The organism is Pseudomonas hygromyciniae (assembly GCF_016925675.1).
Classification (GTDB): domain Bacteria; phylum Pseudomonadota; class Gammaproteobacteria; order Pseudomonadales; family Pseudomonadaceae; genus Aquipseudomonas; species Aquipseudomonas hygromyciniae.
Genome location: NZ_CP070506.1, coordinates 2,750,630 through 2,772,841 on the forward strand (window position 1 = coordinate 2,750,630; position 22,212 = coordinate 2,772,841).

Sequence of the window (22,212 nt, forward strand, 5' to 3'; positions counted from 1 at the left end):
GCCTGTGCTTGCTGCCTGGGGCCTGCTCAAGGCGTGCCGGGCATGACCTGATGAGCGATGGTCAGGTCACCGATCGGCGTTTGTGGGGCCAGGGCCTGGGTCGGGGGGACGGTAACCGTATTGGTCGACCCAACGCTTGGCCCGGCCTTTCTCTTGGGGAATACACCGATACTGAGGCTACCGGTCAAGTCGACCATGCCTGGTACCCCAAGTTGGGTGTTGGTATGGGCCCTGCCTACCAACGCAATCCACTTTTCGCCGCCGCTGGTGGCTTTGATGGTTTGCGCGGCGTAATAGTTGAATCTGGCCAGGCGCTCTTTGGCCTCGGCAAGGTCCAGGGTTTTGCTTTGGGTAACGGGTGCATGCCGCTGGGTTAAGTAAATATGTTCCAGAGGAAGCACCTGTATGCCGTTTTTTTCGAACTTGGCTTTAAGTTCTTCAAAGCTTGGGTTGTCGCGTTTCTTCCCCGTGTCTCCCAGCCAGCCAATACCGTCGTCTCTGACGCCTGACGGGTAATCGGCCACCCCTTCGAAATAGACCCTCTTCACCTTTTGTTGAACGAACAGATCGACATGGTCAAACAGCAATTGGAAACTGGCGATTTCCGCGTGGTTCTCTCCAAATATCACGCCATTGGATGCCTGCAATGCTCGAGTGATTACCTCTGATGAGGGCCTTGGCTCGGGGATCGAGGGGATAGCAGGGCGGGCCGCAATGTCCGCGGTTTTCACCGACTTGTAGTAAGCGACCATATCGTTCTCAAACTTCTGCGACACCTCCTTCCTTGCCGCTGCGGTTGCGAAGTCGTCCCAACGCCACTTGCCTTTTGTCGCGAGGGCGTAATCTTCGATGGGGAGTGCTTCTGATTTTGACGGCTTCGGTGGAGTGTTTGGGTAGACCAGTCGCCAGTTTCTATCCAGCGGCTCGTAGCGTTGGCCACCGCGATGCGTTACGCGCCGACTGACGGGCATCAGCGTATTTGTGGGGGTGAAGGCCTCAAGGGGGCTGCCGTATGCCTGCTGCGCCACGTCATCGTAGGCGTACCACTTGCCCTGCTGCTGCACCGCAAGCACATCGCCGGAGTGGTCGGCAATTTTCAAGGTCCCGGTTGCCGCGCCCTCGTATCGTTGGCTGGCGGCCAGCAGGTCATAGCTGTCTGCGGTGCCGCGCAGCACTTGTATCTTGTGCGCGGCACCTTTGACGCTGGCTCGGGCGAGCCGCCCAGCGCCCATCAGCAGATCGCCCACGCCGCTCAGAGGGTTGAGCGCCTCGATGGCGCCGACGCCAACCGCTTTGGCAAGGCCCAGCGCCTTGGCCGTGCTGGACAGTGCCGTGGCCGCGACTTTCCCTACTCTTGCCGAGGTTGCCGCGCCGGCGGTGACAAAACCCAGCAGGTCCAGGCCCAAATCGATAATGCCCTCGTCGTAGTCGCCCTTTTTAAAATTGACGATGGCCGACCGTAGTGGAATCAGGTTCAACAGGAAGTCCTGGACCTTCTCTCGTGAGGCTTTTTCCTCGTCAAACGTGGTGACGCCCTTGGCCTGTTTGAGTGCGTCTGCGTTATCCAGATCAAACACCTCGACAAACGCATTGGCGATATCCTGGCTCCTGGCGCTGGAAAAGCTGCGGGGCGGCGACGCACTGCCAGCTGTAGCGTCGAGACGGCTCAAGCGGTCGCCACCGCCCAGGTTGAATGGCTCGGTCCTATGTAACCTGTTGCCGGTACGAAACTCCCCTGGCGAGATTTTTCCACGGCTGATCGCGCCCTTGGCAAGATCAACCTCATACACCGTGGTGCAACCATCACGCACGGCCTTGATCAGTAACTTGGGGCTTTTTGAGGTAAGGGTGGGCGCCGAAAAAAAACCGGTTGCAATGGTGTAGGTCCGGTCTTGGAAGAAATCGATCTGCCCGTGCTCAAGGTTGTGGCGGTCGGCTAATGGCAATTGCGCAATCATGTGTTTGATCGTGGTTTTCAGGCCTTGTTTTTGAAGGCTGATAACCGTGTCCAATTGCGTTCTGAAACGGTTGAAGACGTTGAGGTCCTGCTGTTTGTTGAGCCTGTCGATGGGAATACGACTGTCCGTGGTTTTCCAGGTTGGCATGTCCTGACGCTCCATCATCGCGATGTCCAGCATCGAGTAAGTGCCCTGAAAAAGCCGGGTGGAACGAAACGGATAGTCGGCCTGTATGCATTTTTCTTCGAAGGAAATGCCTTTGCCAAACAACTGCTCGAGTCTGGCCAGGGCGATCTGTTTCAGCTCGGGCAGGGGCGTGCGCAGTTGGCTGGAGGCGGTCGCTCGCTCCTGCAATTGCTGGTTGAAGTCAGTGCGCGCACGTTCAATCTCATCGCTGTTGTAAAGGCTGTCGTGTTTTTTATCGAGAATGCCGTTGGCTACCGCCCAGTCAATCAAGACGGCCGTCTGAATGGCATCATCCACAGGCGCCTGCATTGTATGGGCGATGCTCATGATCTGGGCGTAACTCATCTGTGGTGTCACCCCGGGGGTGCCGGCTTCTATCTTTGCCACTGCCAACTGAAAGCTGGCCCACGCCTGGCTGCCATAGGTCAGGTTGGCAGGGATGTCCTTGACCAGGAACTGCGGTGCGATGCGTGCCAATAGCAGGTGCGCGCCGAATCCGGCCGTGGCTGCCGTGGTCTTGCCGCTCAGGCGCAAATGGTTGCTCAGGGCGTTGACGATGGAAGCAGGCGATTTACCCCAGTGCTGTTCCTGCGCCAGGTCAAAGCCGGCGACTGTGTTTCTGCGGGGTTGGTTGATGGACTCTGGGTCAAGCCCCAGATTGATCGCTGCCAGCACATAGTCGCTGACGCTGTTTGGCGTCGCGATGCCTTTGAGCTGTTGCTGTATCGCTTGCCCCAATGCCTGCCCACGGGGTGACTGGATGAGCTTTTCCAGTGCCTTGCCGGGGGCTTTGAGTTCGTCCTCGGACAAGTCTACGGCGCTGGCCAGATAACCCAGTGCTCCGGCGCTTTGATCGGTCAATGGCAGGCCCGACAAGCCTGGCGAGTGAGTGCGCAAGAGTGTGCCGATAGACTGCTGCTGTGAAACGCTCAAGGGTAAAGGCCAGGACAATCCGCCGCCGTAGTTGGCGTAGGGATGCTGCAGAGACCGGATTTCCACGGCCTGGGCCAGGTCCAGCAGTTCGGCTCGGCTGCGCGGCAGCGTTATTCCATGCTTGAGCAAAAAACGTTCCAGGTCGACGCAGGTTTCGTCCCGGGCAACGGGGTGTCGGGCATAGGAAGAGTCGGCGTCAGGCGTGATAGATATTCCCGCCAAGGCTGACGCGACCGCACCCGCGTCAGCTTCGCCGGTCAGTGGTTGGGCCGCCTGTTTGAGCTGCTGCGCCAAGGCTTGCCAGTTGCGCTGATCGCCCAGGGCTTGCTGGAGGGCAGGGCTGGGCGTTTCTGGCGCAGCAGGCGGCGCGGGGCTGTTGGGCGGACGCTGGGGGGCACGTCTTGTGTAAGGAGGGGGGCAAAGCTCGGCATGGAAGGCTGGACGGCTATTGAAGTCATGACTGTTCACCTGTGTGGGACCAAACACCTGAAGACCCTCTGGCCTTCGGTTTTCCCATGTTCAGTGGTGAAGTCGATCCGACGTATCCACAGGTGAATTGTTAGCGCAGAAAACGGGCGAGTGTTCAGATAGGGCCTATCTGCACCCAACTCCACTGATTCGGGCAGAAGACAAGCCAAAGCGACTCATGGTCTGTAATATAAAGTCCCGTTTTAGCAGACCCATCCCCGTCAACCGGTAGGCGGTCAGCCTGGCTGGCGCTACAGCGCGGATACAATTTTTCAGGTTTCAGGAACCCGTCATGACCCAGAAGCAACGCTTGATTTACTCGATTCTGATTTCCCTGGTCGTCCTCGGCACGATGTTTGGCCTGTCCTATTTGCAGAACATCGGCGCCATCAGTGAGAAGACGTTCCAGTACATCGCCATTGCCGTGGCGGTGATCGTGGTGGTGATCAACGGCATCATGCGCCGTAAGGTCAAGCCTAATCGTTGAGTCCTACGCCTGCGGCCAGGACTTTGGCAGCCTCTTCATGGAGGCTGTAGCTTTTATCGCTGTTAAGCGTGATCACACCCTCGCTGCACAGGCGCTTGAGCACCTCGCGCACACTGAGAAACGATAGCGGGATGCCCAGTCCCAGCAAATGGCTGTGCACACCCCGGACCCCTAGCGTGCGGCCGTTATCGGCGGCCGTGAGCAGGGCGTCGATGACTTTCAGCCTGATCAGGCTGGTGCGCAATCCAAAACACTTGAGTAGATGCCGGATGCGTTGGTTGCCTTGTTGCTCGGGCGCCTTGGCGAAAGCCTGGCTGCCCGAGCCAAAGGCGGCGTCGTGGGCCATAGAATGTCCATCCGTGGGCAGTTGCGGGTTGTACATGCAAAAACTCCTTATCAGAGCCTGATCAGGAAAGTGATGGTGCTCTTAGTTAATAAGACGTATGAGTCGCGCAAATCATGAAGTCCAACCGGTATAAATTTTGTCAGTAACACGTCTGTCACATTCCTGGCGCCGGTAAATAAGCCGCGTGCGGCCTAAATTTCTGCGCATTTCTACGTCTTTATTCATGGGCTGGCGTTGGCGAGTCGGCCCCGCCTTGGGCGTTTAATTTGGCTTGATGATGGGGTCTGCGTGATTATTTCCAACGGGTTGTCCAGGGTGTGCGTGGTTGCTGTGTTGCTGGGGGTAAGCCTGTGTGCGACGGCCCGCCAGGTGAGTGAAGTACAGGCAGGTGCGATGAGCGCCGATATCCGCCGCACCGGTTTTGGTATCCCGCATATTCGCGCCAGCGATGAGCGCGGCCTGGGCTATGGCATTGGTTATGCCTACGCGCAAGACAACCTGTGCCTGCTGGCCAATGAAGTGGTAACCGTCAACGGTCAGCGTGCTCGCTATTTCGGCGCGGAGCAGGCAACCCTGGAAGAGCGCAACAACCTCACCAGTGATGTGTTCTTTACCTGGCTCAATACGCCCGAGGATGTGGCGACCTTCTGGACGGCGCAGACACCCCAAGTGCAGCAGCGTCTTGAGGGATATGTGGCGGGGTACAACCGTTATCTGCAGGAGCGCGGGACCAAGGGCCGACCAATGCAGTGCCAGGGCGCTTGGGTGCGCCCGATCAACACGGCTGACCTGGTCAAGCTGACCCGGCGCCTGTTGGTGGAAGGTGGAGTGGGGCAATTTGCCGAGGCCCTGGTGGGCGCGACACCGCCCCAACCCGGCGTGGCGGTGCAGCGCAGTGCGCGGGCTTTTGAGCTCGCCACCCTGAATCAGCAGCGCTTTGCCCTGGATCGCGGCAGCAACGCCGTGGCGGTGGGCGGCGAGCGCTCGTTCAACGGGCGCGGCATGCTGTTGGCCAATCCCCATTTTCCGTGGATTGGCGGCATGCGCTTTTACCAGATGCACCTGACTATCCCTGGCCAGTTGGATGTGATGGGTGGCGCCTTGCCGGGCCTGCCGGTGGTCAATATCGGCTTTAACCAGCATGTGGCGTGGACGCACACGGTCGATACGTCCAAGCACTTCACGTTGTATCGCCTGACGCTTGATCCCAAAGACCCGACCCGTTACCTGCTGGACGGCAAGTCGATCCCTCTGCAGAAAACCCAGGTAACGGTGCAGGTCAAGGGCGCCGATGGCAGCCTCAAGGACCACACGCAAACGGTCTACAGTTCGCAGTTCGGGCCGGTGGTGCAATGGCCGGGCAAGCTGGACTGGGACGGGCAATACGCCTTCAGCCTGCGCGACGCCAACCTGGGCAACGACCGTGTTTTGCACCAGTGGTACGCGATGAACCAGGCCCGCAGCCTCAAGGACTTGCAAGCCTCGGTGCACACCCTGCAAGGCATTCCGTGGGTCAATACGCTGGCGGCGGATGACCAGGGGCAAAGCCTGTACATGAACCTGTCGGTGGTGCCCAACGTCAGTGCGAAAAAACTCGAGCAGTGCAGCGATCCACGGGCAGGCCTGGAGTTGATCGTGCTCGACGGTGCCCATAGTGCCTGCGCCTGGGATATCGATCCGCGGGCGGCGCAGCCAGGGATCTTCGCCGCTGATCAACTGCCGCAACTGGAGCGTCGGGACTACGTGCAGCATTCCAACGACTCGGCGTGGATGGCCAACCCCAAGGCGCCGTTGACCGGTTTTTCGCCGTTGATCAGCCAGGATCAGATCGCCCTGGGCGCGCGCGCGCGGTTTGCCTTGCAACGTTTGCAGGGCCTGGAGAAGCAGCCGATCACCGTTGCCGATTTGCAGCATATGGTGCTGGACAACCGGGTGTACCTGGCCGGCCAGGTGATGCCGGATCTGCTCACATTCTGCGCGCAACAGCCGGATGAGTCCCTGAAAGTCCCGTGCACCCGCCTCAAGGACTGGGACCAGAAAGCCAACCTTGATAGCGGCCTGGGCCTGGTGCATTTCATCCACGTAATGGAGCAAGTGCAGCACATGCCGGATGTGTGGCGTGTGGCGTTTGACCCGAGACAGGCGCAAACCACCCCGCGCGGGCTGGCCATCGAACGGCCGGAGGTGGCCAAGGCGTTGCGTGAGGCGATGCTGGCTTCGATGCAGCAGGTGAGTGAGTCGGGCTTGAAGGAGGGCGCGCGTTGGGGCGATATCCAGGTATCTGGCAGCACCCCGATGCATGGCGGGCCGCAGGCACTTGGCATTTACAACGCCATGCAGAGTGTGCCGCGAGCCGATGGCAAGCGTGAGGTGGTCAGCGGCAGCAGTTACTTGCAGATCGTGACCTTTGACGACAAGGGGCCGAAGGCTGAAGGAGTGTTGGCGTTCTCGCTGTCCAGCGACCCGGCGTCGCCGCACTTCAAGGATCAGACCCAGGCCTTTTCTGCGAAACAGCTTAGCCCGTTGCCGTTTACCGAACAGCAGATCAAGGCTGATCCGCTGTATCAACAGCAGGTGATTCACGAATAGGGGATTTATTCGGCGAGCAGTTGCGTCACGGCGGCAAAGGCCTGGTCATGGCGCGCCTGCCAATCCCCGCCAATCACCTTGAAAGGCTGCTGATGCTGCTCCAGCCAGTCGCGGCTGGCCTGGAAGAAGGCCTGGCGGTCAGCCAGGTCTGGCTGGCAGCGCTGGCCATCGGCGGTCCAGCCAATGCCTTCGGGTGACAGCAGCAGATGCAGGTCGTAGTGGCGGGCCAGCAGCGCCTCGTCAAGCCACGCCGGAGCATCGCCAAATAGGGTCAGGCTCCACAGTTTGTTGGTCAGCAGGTGGGTATCGAGGATCAACAGTTGCGGCTGCCGGGCGCGGCCGGCATCTTCCCAGGCCAGTTGGCCACGGGCGATGTCCGGGATATCGGCCAGAGTCGTGTCACGCTGATAGTGGTCGATGAAATAGCGCACGTATTCCCCCACCAGCACTGCACCGAAATGCGCCTGCAACTGCTCGGCCAGCCAGCTTTTACCGCTGGACTCAGGGCCTGCCATCACCAGCACCTTCATGTGCGCAACGCCGGGTCGGCGCGCCATTCCCGCCAGCCCTGCACGGCAATCACGGTGAACAAGGCGTAGAGCGCGGCTGTCAGGTACAGCCCTTTGTAGACAAACAGACCGACAAAAATCACATCGACCACGATCCACAGCGCCCAGCATTGCACGCGTTTTTGCGCCATCCACATCTGCGCCACCAGGCTGAAGCCGGTCAGCGCGGCATCCAGCCAGGGTTGCGCGGCATCGGTCCAGTGCGCCATGGCAGCGCCCAGCAGCAGGCTGCCCGTTGCGCCAATGGCCAGGCTCAGGAGAATGGATTGGGTGCCTAGGCTGGTGACTTGCCGGCCTTGCTTGACCTCGCCGGCGCGGGTCCATTGCCACCAACCATAGACTTGCAGGCCGGCATAGACCACTTGCAGCAGCATGTCGGAATACAGCTTCACCTCGAAGAACACCCAGGTGTACAGCAGCACCATGACCAGGCCGATCGGCCAGCACCACGGGTTCTGCTTGACCGTCAGCCAGACGGCAATCACCCCCAGCGCGGCGGCAAACAGTTCAAGCCCGGACATGGGATTCCTTGGGAGAGTCGAAGAGGAGGGCGATTGTACCCAACCGACGGGGCAAAATCTTGCCGGTTGCGCTGCTTGTCGTGGCAGCCTTACCACGTTCTGTCAGACACACCGAGGTGGTTGGTTTGGGGCTGCTGCGCAGCCCAACGGGGGACAAGCCCCCTCGCCACAGGGGGGCTTGCGGCAGTACATGGGCAGTTGGCTTTCCTGTAGCGAGCGGGCTTGCCCCGCGCTGGGTGGCGAAGCCGCCCCAACAGCCTCACCAGGTGCCGGCAGGCAAACCGAGGTGCCTGGTTTTAGGGGCTGCTGCGCAGCCCAACGGGGGACAAGCCCCCTTGCCACAGGGGGCTTGCGGCAGTACATGGGCAGTTGGCTTTCCTGTGGCGAGCGGGCTTGCCCCGCGCTGGGTGGCGAAGCCGCCCCAACGCCCTCACCAGATGCCGGCAGGCAAACCGAGGTGCCTGGTTTTTGGGGGCCGCTGCGCAGCCCAGCGGGGGACAAGCCCCCTTGCCACAGGGGGCTTGCGGCAGTACATGGGCAGTTGGCTTTCCTGTGGCGAGCGGGCTTGCCCCGCACTGGGTGGCGAAGCCGCCCCAACAGCCTCACCAGACTCCGGCAGGCACACCGAGGTGCTTGGTTTTAGGGCCGCTGCGCAGCCCAGCGGGGGACAAGCCCCCTTGCCACAGGGGGCTTGCGGCAGTCTGTAGGTAGATGACTTTCCTGTGGCGAGCGGGCTTGCCCCGCGCTGGGTGGCGAAGCCGCCCCAACAGCCTCACCAGGTGCCGGCAGGCAAACCGAGGTGCCCGGTTTTAGGGCTGCTGCGCAGCCCAACGGGGGACAAGCCCCCTTGCCACAGGGGCTTGCCGCACCACAGGAACCCCACAGTCCCCCTGTCTAGACCTTGAACTGGCGCAACAAGCCGTTGAGTTCTTCGCTCAAATCCTTCAGCTGCACGCTGGCTACGCTCGATTGCTGGGCCGCCAGCGCCGTGCTGTGGGACAGGCCGGCTGCCTGCGTCACGTTCTGGTTGATGTCTTCCACCACGTGGGCCTGTTGCAGGGTTGCGCTGGCAATCGAAGCGTTCAGGCCGTTGAGGTTGCGCAGGGCCTGGCCGATGGCGGTGAGGCTGGCGCCCGCCTGGCCGGCCTGCTCGATGGTCAGTTGCGAGGCCTGGTGGCTGTCGCTGATGACCTTGACCGCCGCTTCGGAATGCCCCCTGCAGGCGTTCGATCATGCTCTGGATCTCGGCGGTGGATTTTTGCGTACGCTGGGCCAGCAGGCGTACTTCGTCGGCAACCACGGCAAAGCCACGGCCCTGTTCGCCTGCGCGGGCCGCCTCGATGGCGGCATTGAGGGCCAGCAGGTTGGTCTGCTCGGCAATCGAGCGAATGACCTCCAGCACCCCGCCAATCTGCGTGCTTTCCGAGGACAGGGTACGGATCACTTCCACCGCCTGGCTGATAGTCCCGGACAGCGCATCAATCTGCTGCAGGCTGCCGTCGATGTTCACCTGGCCCTGTTCGGCCTGGATTTGCGCATCGCGCATTTCACTGGCGGCGTGTTCGGCATTCTTGGCCACGTCCTGCACGCCGTAGGTCACTTCATTGATGGCCGTGGCCACCAACTCCATCTGCTGGGACTGCTGCTGGCTGCGGTCATGGGCCTGGCTGGCGTTGCTGCCCAGTTCGGCGGACGACTGGCCCAGGGCATTGGCGCAGACCTGCAACTGACTGACCACCTGGCGCAGTTTGGCGGTGAATGTATTGAAGTGCTGGGACAGCTGCGTGACTTCGTCCTGGCCGTGGGTGTCGAGGCTGCGGGTCAGGTCGCTTTCGCCGCTGGCGATATTGGCCATGGCGTGTACCGCTTCCTGCAGCGGGCGCACGATGCTGCGGGCAATCAGCACCACCAGCAGGGTCATGATCAGTGCGATGCCCAGGCCAACGAGGGACGCCTGCCACACCTGTCCACGGAACTGCGCCTGTACATCGTCTACGTAGACGCCGGAGCCGATGATCCAGCCCCAGGGTTCGAACAACTGGATATAGGAGGTCTTGGCCACCGGCGCATCCGCTCCCGGTTTGGGCCAGCGGTAATCGACCATGCCGGCGCCCTTGGCCTTGGCCAGGGTGACAAACTCATTGAAGATCGCAAAACCGTCCGGATCGCGGATGGCCGAGAGGTTCTGGCCGTCAAGCTTGGGGTTGGCCGGGTGCATGATCATCACCGGCGTCAGGTCATTGATCCAGAAATAGTCGTCCTGGTCATAGCGCAGGCCGCGCACCACGCTCAGGGCTTGCTTCTGCGCGGCTTCGCGGGTCAGCACGCCGGTGGTTTCGAGGCCGTGATAAAAATTCAGAATCCCGCTGGCGGTCTGTACCACATGCTGGGTTTGCTGGCTCTTGGCCTGAAAGAGATCGTCATGGATCTGCTTGAGCATCAGCAAACCCAGGGTCAACAACATCAACACGGCGACTATCAGGATCATCCAGAGGCGCCGGCTGATCGACATATTGCGCAAACTGTTCATAGTCTTGTCACTCCGCGTTCTTATAATTTTCGGTGCTGCGTTGATCGGCCAGTGATAACGCGAAGCGAAATTCGGGCTTGTCTGATAGGCTTTCGGCCCGGAATCAAAAAACCTGAGTGCTGCCTGATTTTTCACAGAATTTTTGCAGTTCAGCCTTGATCCTGCACGCGGCCTTGCAGCGTGCTCATCGTTAGTGAACACCTAGAAAATATCAACGAGGCATGCCGTCGCATGACCTTTTGGGGGAATAATGGATCTTTGGACCGCCTTTCAGGCATTGATACTTGGCATTGTCGAAGGGTTGACGGAGTTCTTGCCGATCTCCAGTACCGGGCACCAGATCATCGTCGCCGATTTGCTCGACTTCGGTGGCGAACGCGCCATGGCGTTCAACATCATCATTCAATTGGGCGCCATCCTGGCAGTGGTCTGGGAGTTCCGGCGCAAGATCCTCGACGTGGTCACCGGCCTGCCGACCCAGCGCAACGCCCAGCGTTTCACGCTTAACCTGCTGATCGCGTTCCTGCCGGCGGTGGTGTTGGGGGTGATATTTGCCGACCTGATCCACGAATACCTGTTCAACCCCATCACCGTGGCCACCGCGCTGGTGATCGGCGGGGTGATCATGTTGTGGGCCGAGCGCCGCGAACATACCGTCCATGCCGAAACCGTTGATGACATCACTTGGAAAGATGCCTTGAAAGTGGGCTTTGCCCAATGCCTGGCAATGATTCCGGGGACCTCGCGTTCGGGTTCGACGATTATCGGTGGCTTGCTGTTCGGCCTGTCGCGCAAGACGGCGACCGAGTTTTCGTTCTTCCTGGCGATGCCAACCATGGTCGGGGCGGCGGTGTATTCGGGCTATAAGTACCGTGACCTGTTCCAGCCTGCGGACCTGCCGGTGTTTGCCGTCGGGTTTGTGGTCTCGTTCATCTTCGCAATGATTGCAGTGCGCGGTTTGCTCAAGTTCATCGCCAGCCACAGTTATGCAGTGTTTGCCTGGTACCGCATTGCGTTCGGTTTGCTGATCCTGGCCACCTGGCAGTTCGGCTGGATTGACTGGGCGGCGGCCAAGGCGTGATGAGCATTCAGCATCTGCGCTTGAAGGCCCTGGTGTTTGTGCTGCTGTGTGCCGTGCCGCTGTTTGGCGCGGCACTGCTGGCGTACCGCGGGGTGTCGCTGATCCCGCTGGCGGCCTATGGGCTGGTCAGCGTGGTGACGTTTTGCCTGTACTGGAGCGACAAACGCAAGGCCCAGAGCGACAGTTGGCGTACCCCGGAAAAGATCCTGCATGCCATGGAGCTGGCCGGTGGCTGGCCGGGCGGCCTGGTCGCGCAGCAGGTGTTTCGCCACAAGACACGCAAGGTGTCGTACCAGGTGGTGTTCTGGCTGATCGTGTTGTTGCACCAGGTGTTCTGGATCGACCAGCTGTTTCTTGGCGGCACGCTGCTGTCAGTCTTCTAGATAGCCAGCGCCTACACCAGCCTGAGCCCGATCTGCGTGCGCTTGGGCAGTTTGCTCACCACCAACTGGTGGGAGCGCTGCAACAAGTCGCGCAGTTCCTCGCCGCCCAGCGGGTAGGGCACTTGCATGATGATCCACTGCGCTCGCGCCAGGTAGGGCGCCGGGTGGATGCCCGGGCGGTCCACATGGCCGAGGAACAGCTCCTTGTCGACCTTGAACGCCAGGGAATCACCCCGCAGGTTCTGCAGGGCGAACATCTTGTTGCCGGCAATCGAGAACACCCGCACACCGCCCCATTTGTAATCCTCCCGCGCTCCGGGCAGGCCCAGGCAGAACTGGGCGACGTCGTTTTCGCTCATGATCCGGCTACTCATAGCAGGCGATCTCCGCAATTGTTGAAAGCATGGGCCAGAAAGTCGATCCAGGCGCGTACCGCTGGGGATACGCCGCGTCGGTGCGGGTACACCGCTTGCAGCCAACCTCCGGGTAATGACCACTCAGGTAGCAATTGCACCAGTTGCCCGGTTTTCAGCTCCTGCTCGCAATACATCATCGGCAGCACGGTGAAACCCAGACCGGCAAGGGCACTGGCCTTGCGTACCAGGAAGTCGTCGATGCCCAGGCGTGCCTCCATGGCTAGGTCGGTGGCATTGCCGGCCGGGTCGAGCATACGCAGGTGGACCAGGCGATCGGCTTCCAGGGCACCCAATACGGGCAGTTGCTTGAGGTCGGCCGGGGTGTTGATCTGGCGGCCATGCACAAACTCGGGGCTGGCGACCATGGCCGTCTGTGCCTGACGCAGGCGGCGAGTCACCAACAGCGGGTCTTCATCCCCCAGTTCACGCACGCGCAAGGCCACGTCTACGCCCTCGGCCACCAGGTCGACGCGGCGATTGATCAGCATCATTTCCAACTGCACCAGCGGGTGCGCTGCGAGAAATTGCGCCACTACGGTCGGCAGGATTTCGTGGGCCAGGCCCACCGGGCAACTGACCCGCAGGCGGCCCCGGGGCTCGCTGGACATGTTGGCCACCGCTTCGTCGGCCATTTCGGCTTCCAGCAGCATCGCCTGGCAATGCCCCAGGTAGCGTTCTCCGACGGCCGTCAGGGTCAATTGTCGGGTGGTGCGCTGCAATAGGCGGGCGCCGAGGCGTTCTTCCAGTTCGGCAATGCGCCGCGACAGCCGCGACTTGGGGATCCCCAGCAGCCGGCCAGCCGCCGCGAAGCCACCGGCTTCAACCACCTTGGCGAAATAGTAGAGGTCATTGAGGTCTTGCATGTTGGGCCTATTGTCCTGTCAGTGGGACGAACTATCGCATTTTAACCGGCTAATCGGCTATTGGGTTGATCTGTAGGATTCTCCCCATCAGATCGCCCGGTGGCGGTCCTCACTTGGAGATCCCACATGAAACTCTTGCATATCGATTCCAGCATCCTTGGTGACAACTCGGTGTCCCGTCAATTGAGCCGCGAAGTGGTCAAGGCCTGGCAAGCGGCCGAGTCGGGTGTGGAAGTGACCTACCGCGACCTGGCGAGCGAAGGGATCAACCATTTTTCCGGGATTACCCTGGGCGCCTTGGGTACCGCTACCGAGTTGCGTGATGCGGTGCAAAAGCACGAGGCCGACCTGAGCGCCTCGACTCTGGCCGAGTTCCTGGCTGCCGACGCAGTGGTCATCGCCGCGCCAATGTATAACTTCACCATCCCCACCCAACTCAAGGCCTGGATCGATCGCATTGCCGTCGCCGGCCAGACTTTCCGCTACACCGAAGCCGGCCCGGAAGGCCTGTGCGGCAACAAGAAGGTCATCGTGGTCTCTACCGCCGGTGGCCTGCATGTTGGCCAACCTACCGGCGTGGGGCACGAGGACTACCTCAAAGTACTGCTGGGCTTCTTCGGCATCACCGATATTGAATTCGTCCGTGCCCATGGCCTGGCCTACGGTGACGAAGCGCGCAGCAAGGCGCTGAACGACGCCAATGCGCTGATCGCCGAGCAATTGTTCGTCGCTGCGTAAGGCCTGTGTAAATTTCACCGCGACTCGCTATCAATCTGATTAGAGGCGCCTAAACTCTGTATTCTGTTGGCCTGAAAACCAGCGGAATACGGAGTTTTTTGCTTTGAGCGGGCGAATCTGGCGCAGCTTATGCAGTACAGGATCATACCGTCCGCGCCTGAACCGACTTGCAGGCGTCACACAGCACAGGTGGACATCCCCATGATGCGTCTTTGTGCAGTTTTGCTGGTTTCCCTGCTCGGCGGCCTTGTTTCAGTGCACGCCGCCGTGGCCCCGCATCCCCATTGGAGCGTGGGCTATCACCGGATGAGCTTTCTCGACCCGCTGGATTCGCAGCCGATGAAGGCCATCGCGTTTTATCCGTCCACGGGTCGCGAGCATATCAGCCAAGTAGGCGCCTATCGCGTCGCCGCCACCGAGGATGCCAAGGTCGCCATTGGCCGTTTCCCGCTGCTGATGCTGTCCCATGGCAACACCGGGACACCCCTGGCTTTGCACGATCTGGCGACATCGCTGGCGCGCAAAGGGTTTGTGGTGGTGGCGGTGCTGCATCCCGGCGATAACTACAAGGATCACAGCCGCCTGGGCACCTTGAGCAATCTGTATGGCCGGCCGATCCAGATTTCTGCAGCGATTACTGCGGCCCTTGGCGACGCGATGTTGTCGCCGTTCGTCAATGTGGACCAGGTGGGTGTAATCGGCTATTCGGCGGGTGGCGAGACGGCGCTGATCCTGGCCGGGGCCAAGCCGGATTTCGAGCGCTTGCGCCGTTATTGCCAGGAACGTCCCGAAGACCGTGATGCTTGTACGACCAAGGGTGAGCTGGTGGTCGACCGCGATGATCTGCAACCCCAGGCTGACTCACGGATCCATGCATTGATGCTGATGGCGCCGCTGAGTCTGATGTTTGGTCGGCACACCCTGGTTGACGTGCATGTACCGGTGCTGCTGTATAGCGGCGATGGCGACAAACTGGTGGCCGTGGATAAAAACGCTGCCGCCCTGGCGCGCAAACTGCCGCAGCCACCGGATTTCAAACTGTTGGCCGGCGCTGGGCACTTTATCTTCATGGCCCCTTGCGATGATGAGCAACTGGCGCTGATGCCGGCGCTGTGTACAGATGCCGATGGGGTGGACCGCGAGGGTATTCACCGCGACCTGATCTCCGAGGCCGGGCGTTTTTTCGGGCGCACCCTCGGCCAGCACTCGCGGGCTGGGATGCAGACTGCAGATCAGTAGGCCCGGCGCATCAGCAACAAGGTCAGGCCCAGGCCCGTGACGGACAGTAGCGCCGCACAGAAAAAATATCCACGAATAACCCAGGTTCAACGCCACCGCGCCCATCAACGGCCCGGCAATCGCTAGCGCCAGGTCAAAAAAATACCGCATAGGCACTCAGCCCGGCTCCCCGACTGCTATTGGGCACCTGCTTGATGGCCTCGACGCCCAACGCCGGGTACACCAGCGACAGGCCAAAACCGGTGAGACCGGCGCCGATCAGGGCGATGGCGGGAGAGGGCGCAAGCCACAGCAGCGCCAGGCCGACGGTTTCCAGGGTCATGCAGGCAATTGCTGCGCGGAATCCGCCAAAGCGGTTGATGCTAGAGATAAACAGCAGGCGCGAAAGGATAAAGCAGATGCCAAACACCGTCAGGCACCAGGCAGCGCCGGTCCAGCCTCGGCTCAGATAGAACAGGGTAATGAAGGTGGTCAGGGTGCCGTAGCCAATGGAGGCCAGGCACAGGCTGGCGCCAAACGGCGCGATCCGCCCGAACACTGCCCAGAACGGCAGGCGTTCGCCGCGTACCACGGGAACCGAGGGCTTTTTGCGGATCAGTACCAGGCCAAGCCCGGCCAGCACCGCCAGCGCAATACCCAGGCTGTTGTAGCCGTATTGCGCGACCATCACCACGCCCAGTGGTGCGCCAATGGCGATGGCGCCGTAGGAGGCGATGCCGTTCCAAGAGATCGAGCGTGCGGTGTGTTCGGCGCCAACCTGGCCCATGCACCAACTGATGGTGCCGACGCCAATCAGGCCTTGGGCCACGCCTAGCAGCACGCGGCCGACAATCAGAATTCCCAGGCTCAGGTTGGGCAGGCTCTGCAGCAGCGTGGCGATAAACGTCAACACGCCGCTGAGCAGGATGCCGCTCAAACCGAGCACGATCGCGCGCTTGGTGCCGACGTTGTCCGACATACGCCCGGCCATGGGACGGCTGAGGAGGGTGGCCAGGTACTGCGAACCGATGGTCAGACCAGCAACCACGGCGCTGAAGCCCAGTTGTTCGTGGACGTAGCCTGGAATGACGGCAATCGGCAGGCCGATGCAGATGAACGCGATAAAGGTATAGAAAACGATGGAGACGATCTGCAGGGTGATCGACAGGGAGCTGGGAGCGGTAGGCATGGAGGCTCATTCGCGGCAGGGCGGTGAACGCATCATGGCAAGGGCTTGGGGAAAAAGGAAGCAGGCTAACGATTGTCGGCGCCGCCTTGTTGTGGTGGGTATGGTTGTGGTTGTGGCGAGCGGGCTTGCCCCGCGCTGGGCTGCGTAGCAGCCCTAAAACCTGCACCCGCGGTGTATCTGATGAAATGCGGGGGGATTAGTGATTGGGGCTGCTACGCAGCCCAGCGCGGGGCAAGCCCGCTCGCCACAAAAAGTCAGCGTTGCGCAGCAAACTCCAGGCTGCCACACCACCCCCTGTGGCGAGGGGGCTAGTCCCCCGTTGGGTGGCGAAGCCGCCCCAAAACCATCCCCCTCGGTCTATCTGACAGCAGTCGGTGAGGCCATTGGGGCGGCTTCGCCACCCAGCGCGGGGCAAGCCCGCTCGCCACAACAAGCCCCACCACAAGCCTGCTTGTCACCACTAGCCCGCTCGCCACTTTTTGCTGTGTTGTTGTGCTTAGAACACCACACCCTGGCTACGCAGGTAGTCGTCATAGGTGCCGCTAAAGTCGATCACGCCGCTTGGGCTCAGCTCGATGATGCGGGTGGCCAGGGACGATACGAACTCACGGTCGTGGCTGACGAAGATCAGCGTGCCTGGATAGTTCTCCAGCGCCAGGTTCAGCGCCTCGATGGATTCCATGTCCAAGTGGTTGGTCGGTTCGTCCATGACCAGTACGTTGGGCTTTTGCAGGATCAGCTTGCCGAACAGCATGCGACCTTGCTCACCACCAGAGATGACCTTGACCGACTTGAGGATTTCGTCGTTGGAGAACAGCATGCGCCCGAGGGTGCCGCGGATCACTTGTTCGCCTTGAGCCCACTGGCCCATCCAATCGAACAGCGTGACGTCGTCTTCGAAGTCATGGGCGTGGTCCTGGGCGTAGTAGCCCAGCTCGGCCGCGTCGGTCCATTTCACGCTACCGGCGTCCGGGGTCAGTTCGTTGACCAGGGTGCGCAGCAGGGTGGTCTTGCCGATACCGTTCGGGCCGATGATTGCCACGCGCTCGCCCGCTTCAACCTGGAAACTGAAGTCCTTGAACAGCGTCTTGCCGTCGAAGCCTTTGGCCATACGCTCGACGATGACTGCCTGACGGTGCAGCTTCTTAGTCTGTTCGAAACGGATGAACGGGCTCACACGGCTCGAAGGCTTGACCTCGGCCAGTTGGATCTTGTCGATCGCCTTGGCACGGGAAGTGGCCTGCTTGGCTTTCGAGGCGTTGGCCGAGAAGCGGCTGACGAACGATTGCAGTTCGGAGATCTGCGCTTTCTTCTTGGCGTTGTCCGACAGCAATTGCTCGCGGGACTGGGTCGCTACGGTCATGTACTCATCGTAGTTGCCCGGGAACAGGCGCAGCTCGCCGTAGTCCAGGTCAGCCATGTGGGTGCACACGCTGTTCAGGAAGTGACGGTCGTGAGAGATGATGATCATCAGGCTGTTACGCTGGGTCAGGATGTTTTCCAGCCAGCGAATGGTGTTGATGTCCAGGTGGTTGGTTGGCTCGTCGAGCAGCAACACTTCCGGATCCGAGAACAACGCCTGGGCCAGCAATACGCGCAGCTTCCAGCCTGGGGACACTTCGCTCATCGGGCCGAAGTGCTGCTCGATGCCGATACCCAGGCCCAACAGCAATTCACCGGCACGGGATTCGGCGGTGTAGCCGTCCATTTCGGCGAACTCGGTTTCCAGCTCCGCCACGGCCATGCCGTCTTCTTCGCTCATTTCCGGCAGCGAGTAGATGCGATCACGCTCGGCCTTGACCTTCCATAGCTCTTCGTGACCCATGATCACGGTGTCGATCACGTTGAATTCTTCGTAGGCGAACTGATCCTGGCGCAACTTACCCAGGCGCACGTTCGGCTCCAGCATCACCTGGCCGCCGGACGGATCGAGGTCGCCACCGAGGATTTTCATGAAGGTCGACTTGCCGCAACCGTTGGCACCGATCAAACCATAACGGTTACCGGCGCCGAACTTGACCGAGACGTTCTCAAACAGCGGCTTGGCGCCGAACTGCATGGTGATGTTAGCTGTGGAGATCAATTACTTTACCTATCAATAGCTTGGGGTGCGCTTATTTGGGCCGGGACCCATTCGGAGCCCGGGCCAACGGGCATGCGTCAACAGCGACATCAAGGCGTAAAGCCCAGTCGCCGAGCAGAAAATATGGGTGCATGTTGGAATTTGGCGCGCATTGTCGCATATGTGAGGCGCGAGTTATATGACAGGCCGGCGTGTGGGGCGGTGAGAAATGCCCGGCTTGTCTGTTTTGAGTAAAAACTCTACAAAAAGCAGCGATTTGTATCGAAGTTGTATCGGTTGTCGGTTCTGTAATTGATAACAGTTGAACATCCCATGGCCGTGGATTAATTTCCCTCCGTTCGCCCTGCAGTGATAGCTCTTTACCGGTTCAAGGATGGCGAGGCTATCGGTGCGGGGCGAACCCCCTTCTTTATTTTTGACGGCGCTCATTGCCATCCTGTTGCGCACGCTCAATGCTTTGGAGACGCAATGGACACGCTGTCTGCTCAACAGGCTATCGCCAGCAACAAGGCCGCCTGGAACGAATCCGCCGAGCATCATAAAGCTAGCGCCCACTGGCAAAGCCTGCTCGCCGCTGTAGGCGAGCGCGGTTTCAACTGCCTGGACCCCACGCTGACCTCCCTGCTGCAGCAGGTCGGAATCAAGGGCCGGGATGCGGTGCAACTGGGGTGCAATAACGGGCGTGAGAGTCTCTCGCTGTATGGCCTTGGCGCCAATAGCGTGGTGGGGATCGACCAATCCGATGCGTTTCTTGCGCAGGCGGCGGAACTGGCCAGTCGCTCACCGCACTCACCTGAATTTATCGAAGCCGATATTCATCATTTGCCCGAGCATTTGCAGGGTCGCTTCGACCTTGCGCTGATCACCATCGGCGTGCTGAATTGGATGCCGGATATCGTGCTGTTTATGCGGCATGTTGCCAGCACCCTTAAGGAGGGCGGAACGCTGGTGATCTACGAGACCCATCCGTTTCTGGAGGTATTCGATCCAGAAGCGGCCAACCCGATGCTGCCAGTCACCTCATACTTTCGCCGCGAGCCTTTTGTGCAGCACGAGGCGATTGTCTATGAAGGGGCGAGCCAGGGCGCAACCGCTGCGTCGTACTGGTTCGTACACACCTTTGGGGAAGTTATCAGCGCGGCCATCGCCGCGGGCCTGCAGATCAGCCATTTGCAGGAGTACCCGCACTCCAACCGCGAAGAACTCTACGACCGGTACGAGAACCAGTCGGCGCAATTGCCGATGTGCTACACCCTGACTGCCGTCAAGCGCTCGGCCTGAAGACAAAAAAAGGCCCGCTGGGGCGGCGGGCCAAGGGATTCATCTGAGGAGTTGGATTTAACCTATCGCGCCAAACGTGAAGAGTTTGTGAAAACCTCGTCGTAAAAACGAATACCTCTTATCTGTTCAAGACCTGCGCACGAATGTGCGCATCGTCTGCCCAGGCGTCGTACTGAAATGCGTCGGCCGGGGCATACCTTCATCGGCCGCAATAAAAACGAAGTGCTCGTCATCCAGGGTGTAGCTGGCGGGTAGGCGCTTTCCTGCGTCAGCCCCGATGGCGTCGATCCAGGTGATGCTCTTGGGTGTGGTGCTGGCATCCAGGGCAAAACACCCTTGTAGTAATACCTCGCCATCCAGGGTCATGACCCGGAACTGATTTCCCTCAATCGTCGTTAGCGCGCCGGGCGCACTGTGCTCATCCGGCGGGTTGGCGATGCCGCTGTCTTCCAGGGCGATTTGCTCCCACGTGCCTTGCAGGGCTTGCCTGTCCAGCTCCGTCGGGCAAGGGGTGGTGCGGGTAGAGGGCGATGACATGTACAACTCCTGTTTGATAAGGCGCAAATGAAGCACCGCCAACATCAAGAAATGCTTCCTATCAAGGTTGATTAATAGGTTTTGCGGGAAATTTCCCAAAGTTGTGGCTTGGTCGGTTTTTTTCCTTTGCCAGCAGATATTTAAAGCTGTTTTGACATATCGTGAGAGCGATGTTTCTCGATATGTCGTCTACGCTAAGCAATGTCTATATGACATTACTCTTTCTGAAGGAAAACAATCTCAATGCTGTAGGGATTTTTTCAGTGACTCAAGGGTCGGATAAGCGTTGCCTTATGTCGCATTAGCAATATCCAGGGCGTTGTCCCTGTATTTTCAGTTGGTTATTCAGATCTATCGTGTAGTGGACAGCCAGCGTCCACTTTTTGAAGGGTGTCCCCATTTTGAATAGAACTCCCCAGGTTCAAGCCCCCGTGGCGTCTGACGAAATTGATTTGTTTGAGCTATTTCACTCGATTTGGCGGCAGAAGAAACTGGTCATCGGCTGCACTCTTTTTGCGGGCCTTGTTGGAGTTGGTTACGCGCTGCTGGCTCCCCGCGAGTATCAGGTCAGCAGCGTGCTGCGTCCGGCAGCTATCAATGAACTGGATGCACTCAATCGCTCGGAGGTCTACAAGTTGCCGCCGGCGGATGCCCTGGCCAAAGTGGGCGCGCAACTGGACTCGTATGATGCGCGGCTGAATTTCTTCAAAGCCAACCCTGGCTTGTTCGAAGCGTTCCAGAAACCGGGGCGCAGCCTGGAGCAGAGTTTCGAGGCGTTCAACCGCAACTCGATCAACCTGATTCTGCCTGACCCGAAGAAAGCGGACTCGTTGAGCAGCTATATCCGCCTTGAACTGCAATACCCCACGGATATCGACGGCGTCGCGATTCTCAACGGATTTGTCGACTACGCCATCGCTGCAGAACGCGAGCAGGTGGGCGCCGATCTTAAAGTGATCGTCAACAACCGTCTCGCCGAGCTCAAAGGCAAGATTGATGCGGCGCGCTCCAATTACGAAACCGACAAGGAATCGAAAATCGCCAAGCTGCTGGAAGGCGACAAGCTCAAGCGTGCGCAGCTGGAAGATGAACTCAGTGCCCTGCGCCTGCAGATGAAAATGCAGCGCTCCAACCGCCTGGCAGAGTTGAGTGAAGCCATCTCGATTGCCAAGTCCATGGGCATTAAGAATCCGACTACGCCTTCGTCCATGGCCGACGCCGGGCGTAGCGGTTCCAGCCAGGTGATGCGCACCGAGATCAACAACCAGCAGGTCCCCTTGTACTTCCTTGGCACCGACGCCCTGGAAGCCGAGCGTACGGCCCTGCAACAGCGCACCAACGATGATTTCACCAACAGCCGTGTCGCGGAAATCGGCAAAGAGCTGCAGTTGTTGGAGGTCAATCGCCAGGTCGAGGTCATGAAGCGGCGGGGCAATGAAGATATTTTCCTGCAGGATGTCGAGCCGTTGCGTGCTGAAGTGGCGCGCCTGCGTGGCCTGAATATCGACATGAGCGCCTTGAAACTGGTGACAATTGACCGGCGCGCCCAGGAGCCGCTGAGCCCGATCAAGCCGAAAAAAGTCCTGGTGGTTGCGCTGAGCCTGGCGGTCGGCCTGCTGCTGGGGATGCTCATCGCGCTGGTCCGCCATCTGGTCCTCAAGCGTGGCAAAGCAGTGGCCTATTCGCCATTGGACGACGACCGTTTTACCCGGCGAGAACGCAAGGATGACCAGCCATTGGGCTGAGTTACGCCGCTCCTTTCCCGGGCTGCATCGCAGCCCGGCAGACCCGTCACCGTGCTTTCGAGGTGTCGCGGCTACACAGTTGGAAGACACC

General features: G+C 60.0%; 16 protein-coding genes and 2 pseudogenes. 8 read left to right on the forward strand and 10 right to left on the reverse strand.

The features are described from left to right. Nucleotides 1–26: 26 nt before the first annotated feature. Nucleotides 27–3,371 (reverse strand): TraB/GumN family protein, encoded by a 3,345-nt coding sequence (locus JTY93_RS12160; protein ID WP_205477130.1) that lies wholly within the window; start codon nt 3,369–3,371, stop codon nt 27–29. A gap of 466 nt (nt 3,372–3,837) precedes the next feature. Between JTY93_RS12160 and JTY93_RS12165 the strand changes: the two genes are divergently transcribed. Beyond that, on the forward strand, nt 3,838–4,032 hold the full coding sequence (locus JTY93_RS12165; RefSeq protein ID WP_038441147.1) for a hypothetical protein: 195 nt from the start codon (nt 3,838–3,840) through the stop codon (nt 4,030–4,032). Here the strand turns inward: JTY93_RS12165 and JTY93_RS12170 are convergent. Beyond that, complete coding sequence (locus tag JTY93_RS12170) at nt 4,022–4,414, reverse strand: fe2+ zn2+ uptake regulation protein (protein ID WP_205477131.1); 393 nt, start codon at nt 4,412–4,414, stop codon at nt 4,022–4,024. The two genes, JTY93_RS12165 and JTY93_RS12170, sit on opposite strands and share 11 nt — an antisense overlap. Before the next feature lie 252 nt (nt 4,415–4,666). On the opposite strand from JTY93_RS12170, the gene pvdQ reads away from it, so the two are divergent. Further along, complete coding sequence (gene pvdQ / locus JTY93_RS12175; protein ID WP_205477132.1) at nt 4,667–6,967, forward strand: bifunctional acylase PvdQ; 2,301 nt, start codon at nt 4,667–4,669, stop codon at nt 6,965–6,967. 5 nt (nt 6,968–6,972) lie between these two features. On the opposite strand, the gene JTY93_RS12180 is transcribed toward pvdQ, so the two are convergent. The 3 genes and pseudogenes from JTY93_RS12180 to JTY93_RS12190 form a co-directional block, all read right to left on the reverse strand. Next, nucleotides 6,973–7,497: an AAA family ATPase gene (locus tag JTY93_RS12180; protein ID WP_169997195.1), complete on the reverse strand. Its 525-nt coding sequence runs from the start codon at nt 7,495–7,497 to the stop codon at nt 6,973–6,975. Beyond that, complete coding sequence (pnuC, locus tag JTY93_RS12185; RefSeq protein ID WP_169997002.1) at nt 7,494–8,057, reverse strand: nicotinamide riboside transporter PnuC; 564 nt, start codon at nt 8,055–8,057, stop codon at nt 7,494–7,496. The genes JTY93_RS12180 and pnuC overlap by 4 nt, the downstream gene beginning before the upstream one ends. Before the next feature lie 894 nt (nt 8,058–8,951). Then, a pseudogene (locus JTY93_RS12190) lies at nt 8,952–10,587 on the reverse strand (methyl-accepting chemotaxis protein). A gap of 250 nt (nt 10,588–10,837) precedes the next feature. Here JTY93_RS12190 and JTY93_RS12195 point away from each other — a divergent pair. Both JTY93_RS12195 and JTY93_RS12200 read left to right on the forward strand, forming a co-directional pair. Further along, nucleotides 10,838–11,668, forward strand: coding sequence for an undecaprenyl-diphosphate phosphatase (locus JTY93_RS12195; protein ID WP_205477134.1), 831 nt, complete (start codon nt 10,838–10,840; stop codon nt 11,666–11,668). Beyond that, entirely contained in the window at nt 11,668–12,051 is a 384-nt protein-coding gene (locus JTY93_RS12200; protein ID WP_205477135.1) for a DUF1294 domain-containing protein, read from the forward strand. Before JTY93_RS12195 ends, JTY93_RS12200 begins: the two co-directional genes overlap by 1 nt. An 11-nt stretch (nt 12,052–12,062) precedes the next feature. Here JTY93_RS12200 and JTY93_RS12205 read toward each other — a convergent pair whose 3' ends face one another. Together JTY93_RS12205 and JTY93_RS12210 are read right to left on the reverse strand one after the other, a co-directional pair. Continuing rightward, nucleotides 12,063–12,410: an MmcQ/YjbR family DNA-binding protein gene (locus tag JTY93_RS12205; protein ID WP_169906923.1), complete on the reverse strand. Its 348-nt coding sequence runs from the start codon at nt 12,408–12,410 to the stop codon at nt 12,063–12,065. Nucleotides 12,411–12,421: 11 nt separating this feature from the next. Continuing rightward, nucleotides 12,422–13,330, reverse strand: a complete 909-nt coding sequence (locus tag JTY93_RS12210; protein ID WP_205477136.1) for a LysR substrate-binding domain-containing protein — start codon at nt 13,328–13,330, stop codon at nt 12,422–12,424. A gap of 126 nt (nt 13,331–13,456) precedes the next feature. On the opposite strand from JTY93_RS12210, the gene JTY93_RS12215 reads away from it, so the two are divergent. Continuing rightward, nucleotides 13,457–14,068, forward strand: coding sequence for an FMN-dependent NADH-azoreductase (locus JTY93_RS12215; RefSeq protein WP_205477137.1), 612 nt, complete (start codon nt 13,457–13,459; stop codon nt 14,066–14,068). 201 nt (nt 14,069–14,269) lie between these two features. Next, nucleotides 14,270–15,307, forward strand: a complete 1,038-nt coding sequence (locus tag JTY93_RS12220) for an alpha/beta hydrolase family protein (RefSeq protein ID WP_205477138.1) — start codon at nt 14,270–14,272, stop codon at nt 15,305–15,307. On the opposite strand, the pseudogene JTY93_RS12225 reads toward JTY93_RS12220, so the two are convergent. Together JTY93_RS12225 and JTY93_RS12230 are read right to left on the reverse strand one after the other, a co-directional pair. Further along, a pseudogene (locus tag JTY93_RS12225) lies at nt 15,301–16,475 on the reverse strand (MFS transporter). The gene JTY93_RS12220 and the pseudogene JTY93_RS12225 sit on opposite strands and share 7 nt — an antisense overlap. A gap of 496 nt (nt 16,476–16,971) precedes the next feature. Further along, nucleotides 16,972–18,558: an ABC-F family ATPase gene (locus tag JTY93_RS12230; protein WP_071610063.1), complete on the reverse strand. Its 1,587-nt coding sequence runs from the start codon at nt 18,556–18,558 to the stop codon at nt 16,972–16,974. A 468-nt stretch (nt 18,559–19,026) separates the two neighbouring features. Between JTY93_RS12230 and JTY93_RS12235 the strand changes: the two genes are divergently transcribed. Continuing rightward, nucleotides 19,027–19,839, forward strand: coding sequence for a class I SAM-dependent methyltransferase (locus tag JTY93_RS12235; protein WP_205477139.1), 813 nt, complete (start codon nt 19,027–19,029; stop codon nt 19,837–19,839). Nucleotides 19,840–19,965: 126 nt separating this feature from the next. Here the strand turns inward: JTY93_RS12235 and JTY93_RS12240 are convergent, their stop codons facing one another. Beyond that, nucleotides 19,966–20,376, reverse strand: coding sequence for a TIGR03067 domain-containing protein (locus tag JTY93_RS12240; RefSeq protein ID WP_205477140.1), 411 nt, complete (start codon nt 20,374–20,376; stop codon nt 19,966–19,968). Nucleotides 20,377–20,777: 401 nt separating this feature from the next. Here JTY93_RS12240 and JTY93_RS12245 point away from each other — a divergent pair, with 401 nt between their 5' ends. Then, on the forward strand, nt 20,778–22,121 hold the full coding sequence (locus JTY93_RS12245) for a Wzz/FepE/Etk N-terminal domain-containing protein (protein ID WP_205477141.1): 1,344 nt from the start codon (nt 20,778–20,780) through the stop codon (nt 22,119–22,121). Nucleotides 22,122–22,212: the final 91 nt, after the last annotated feature.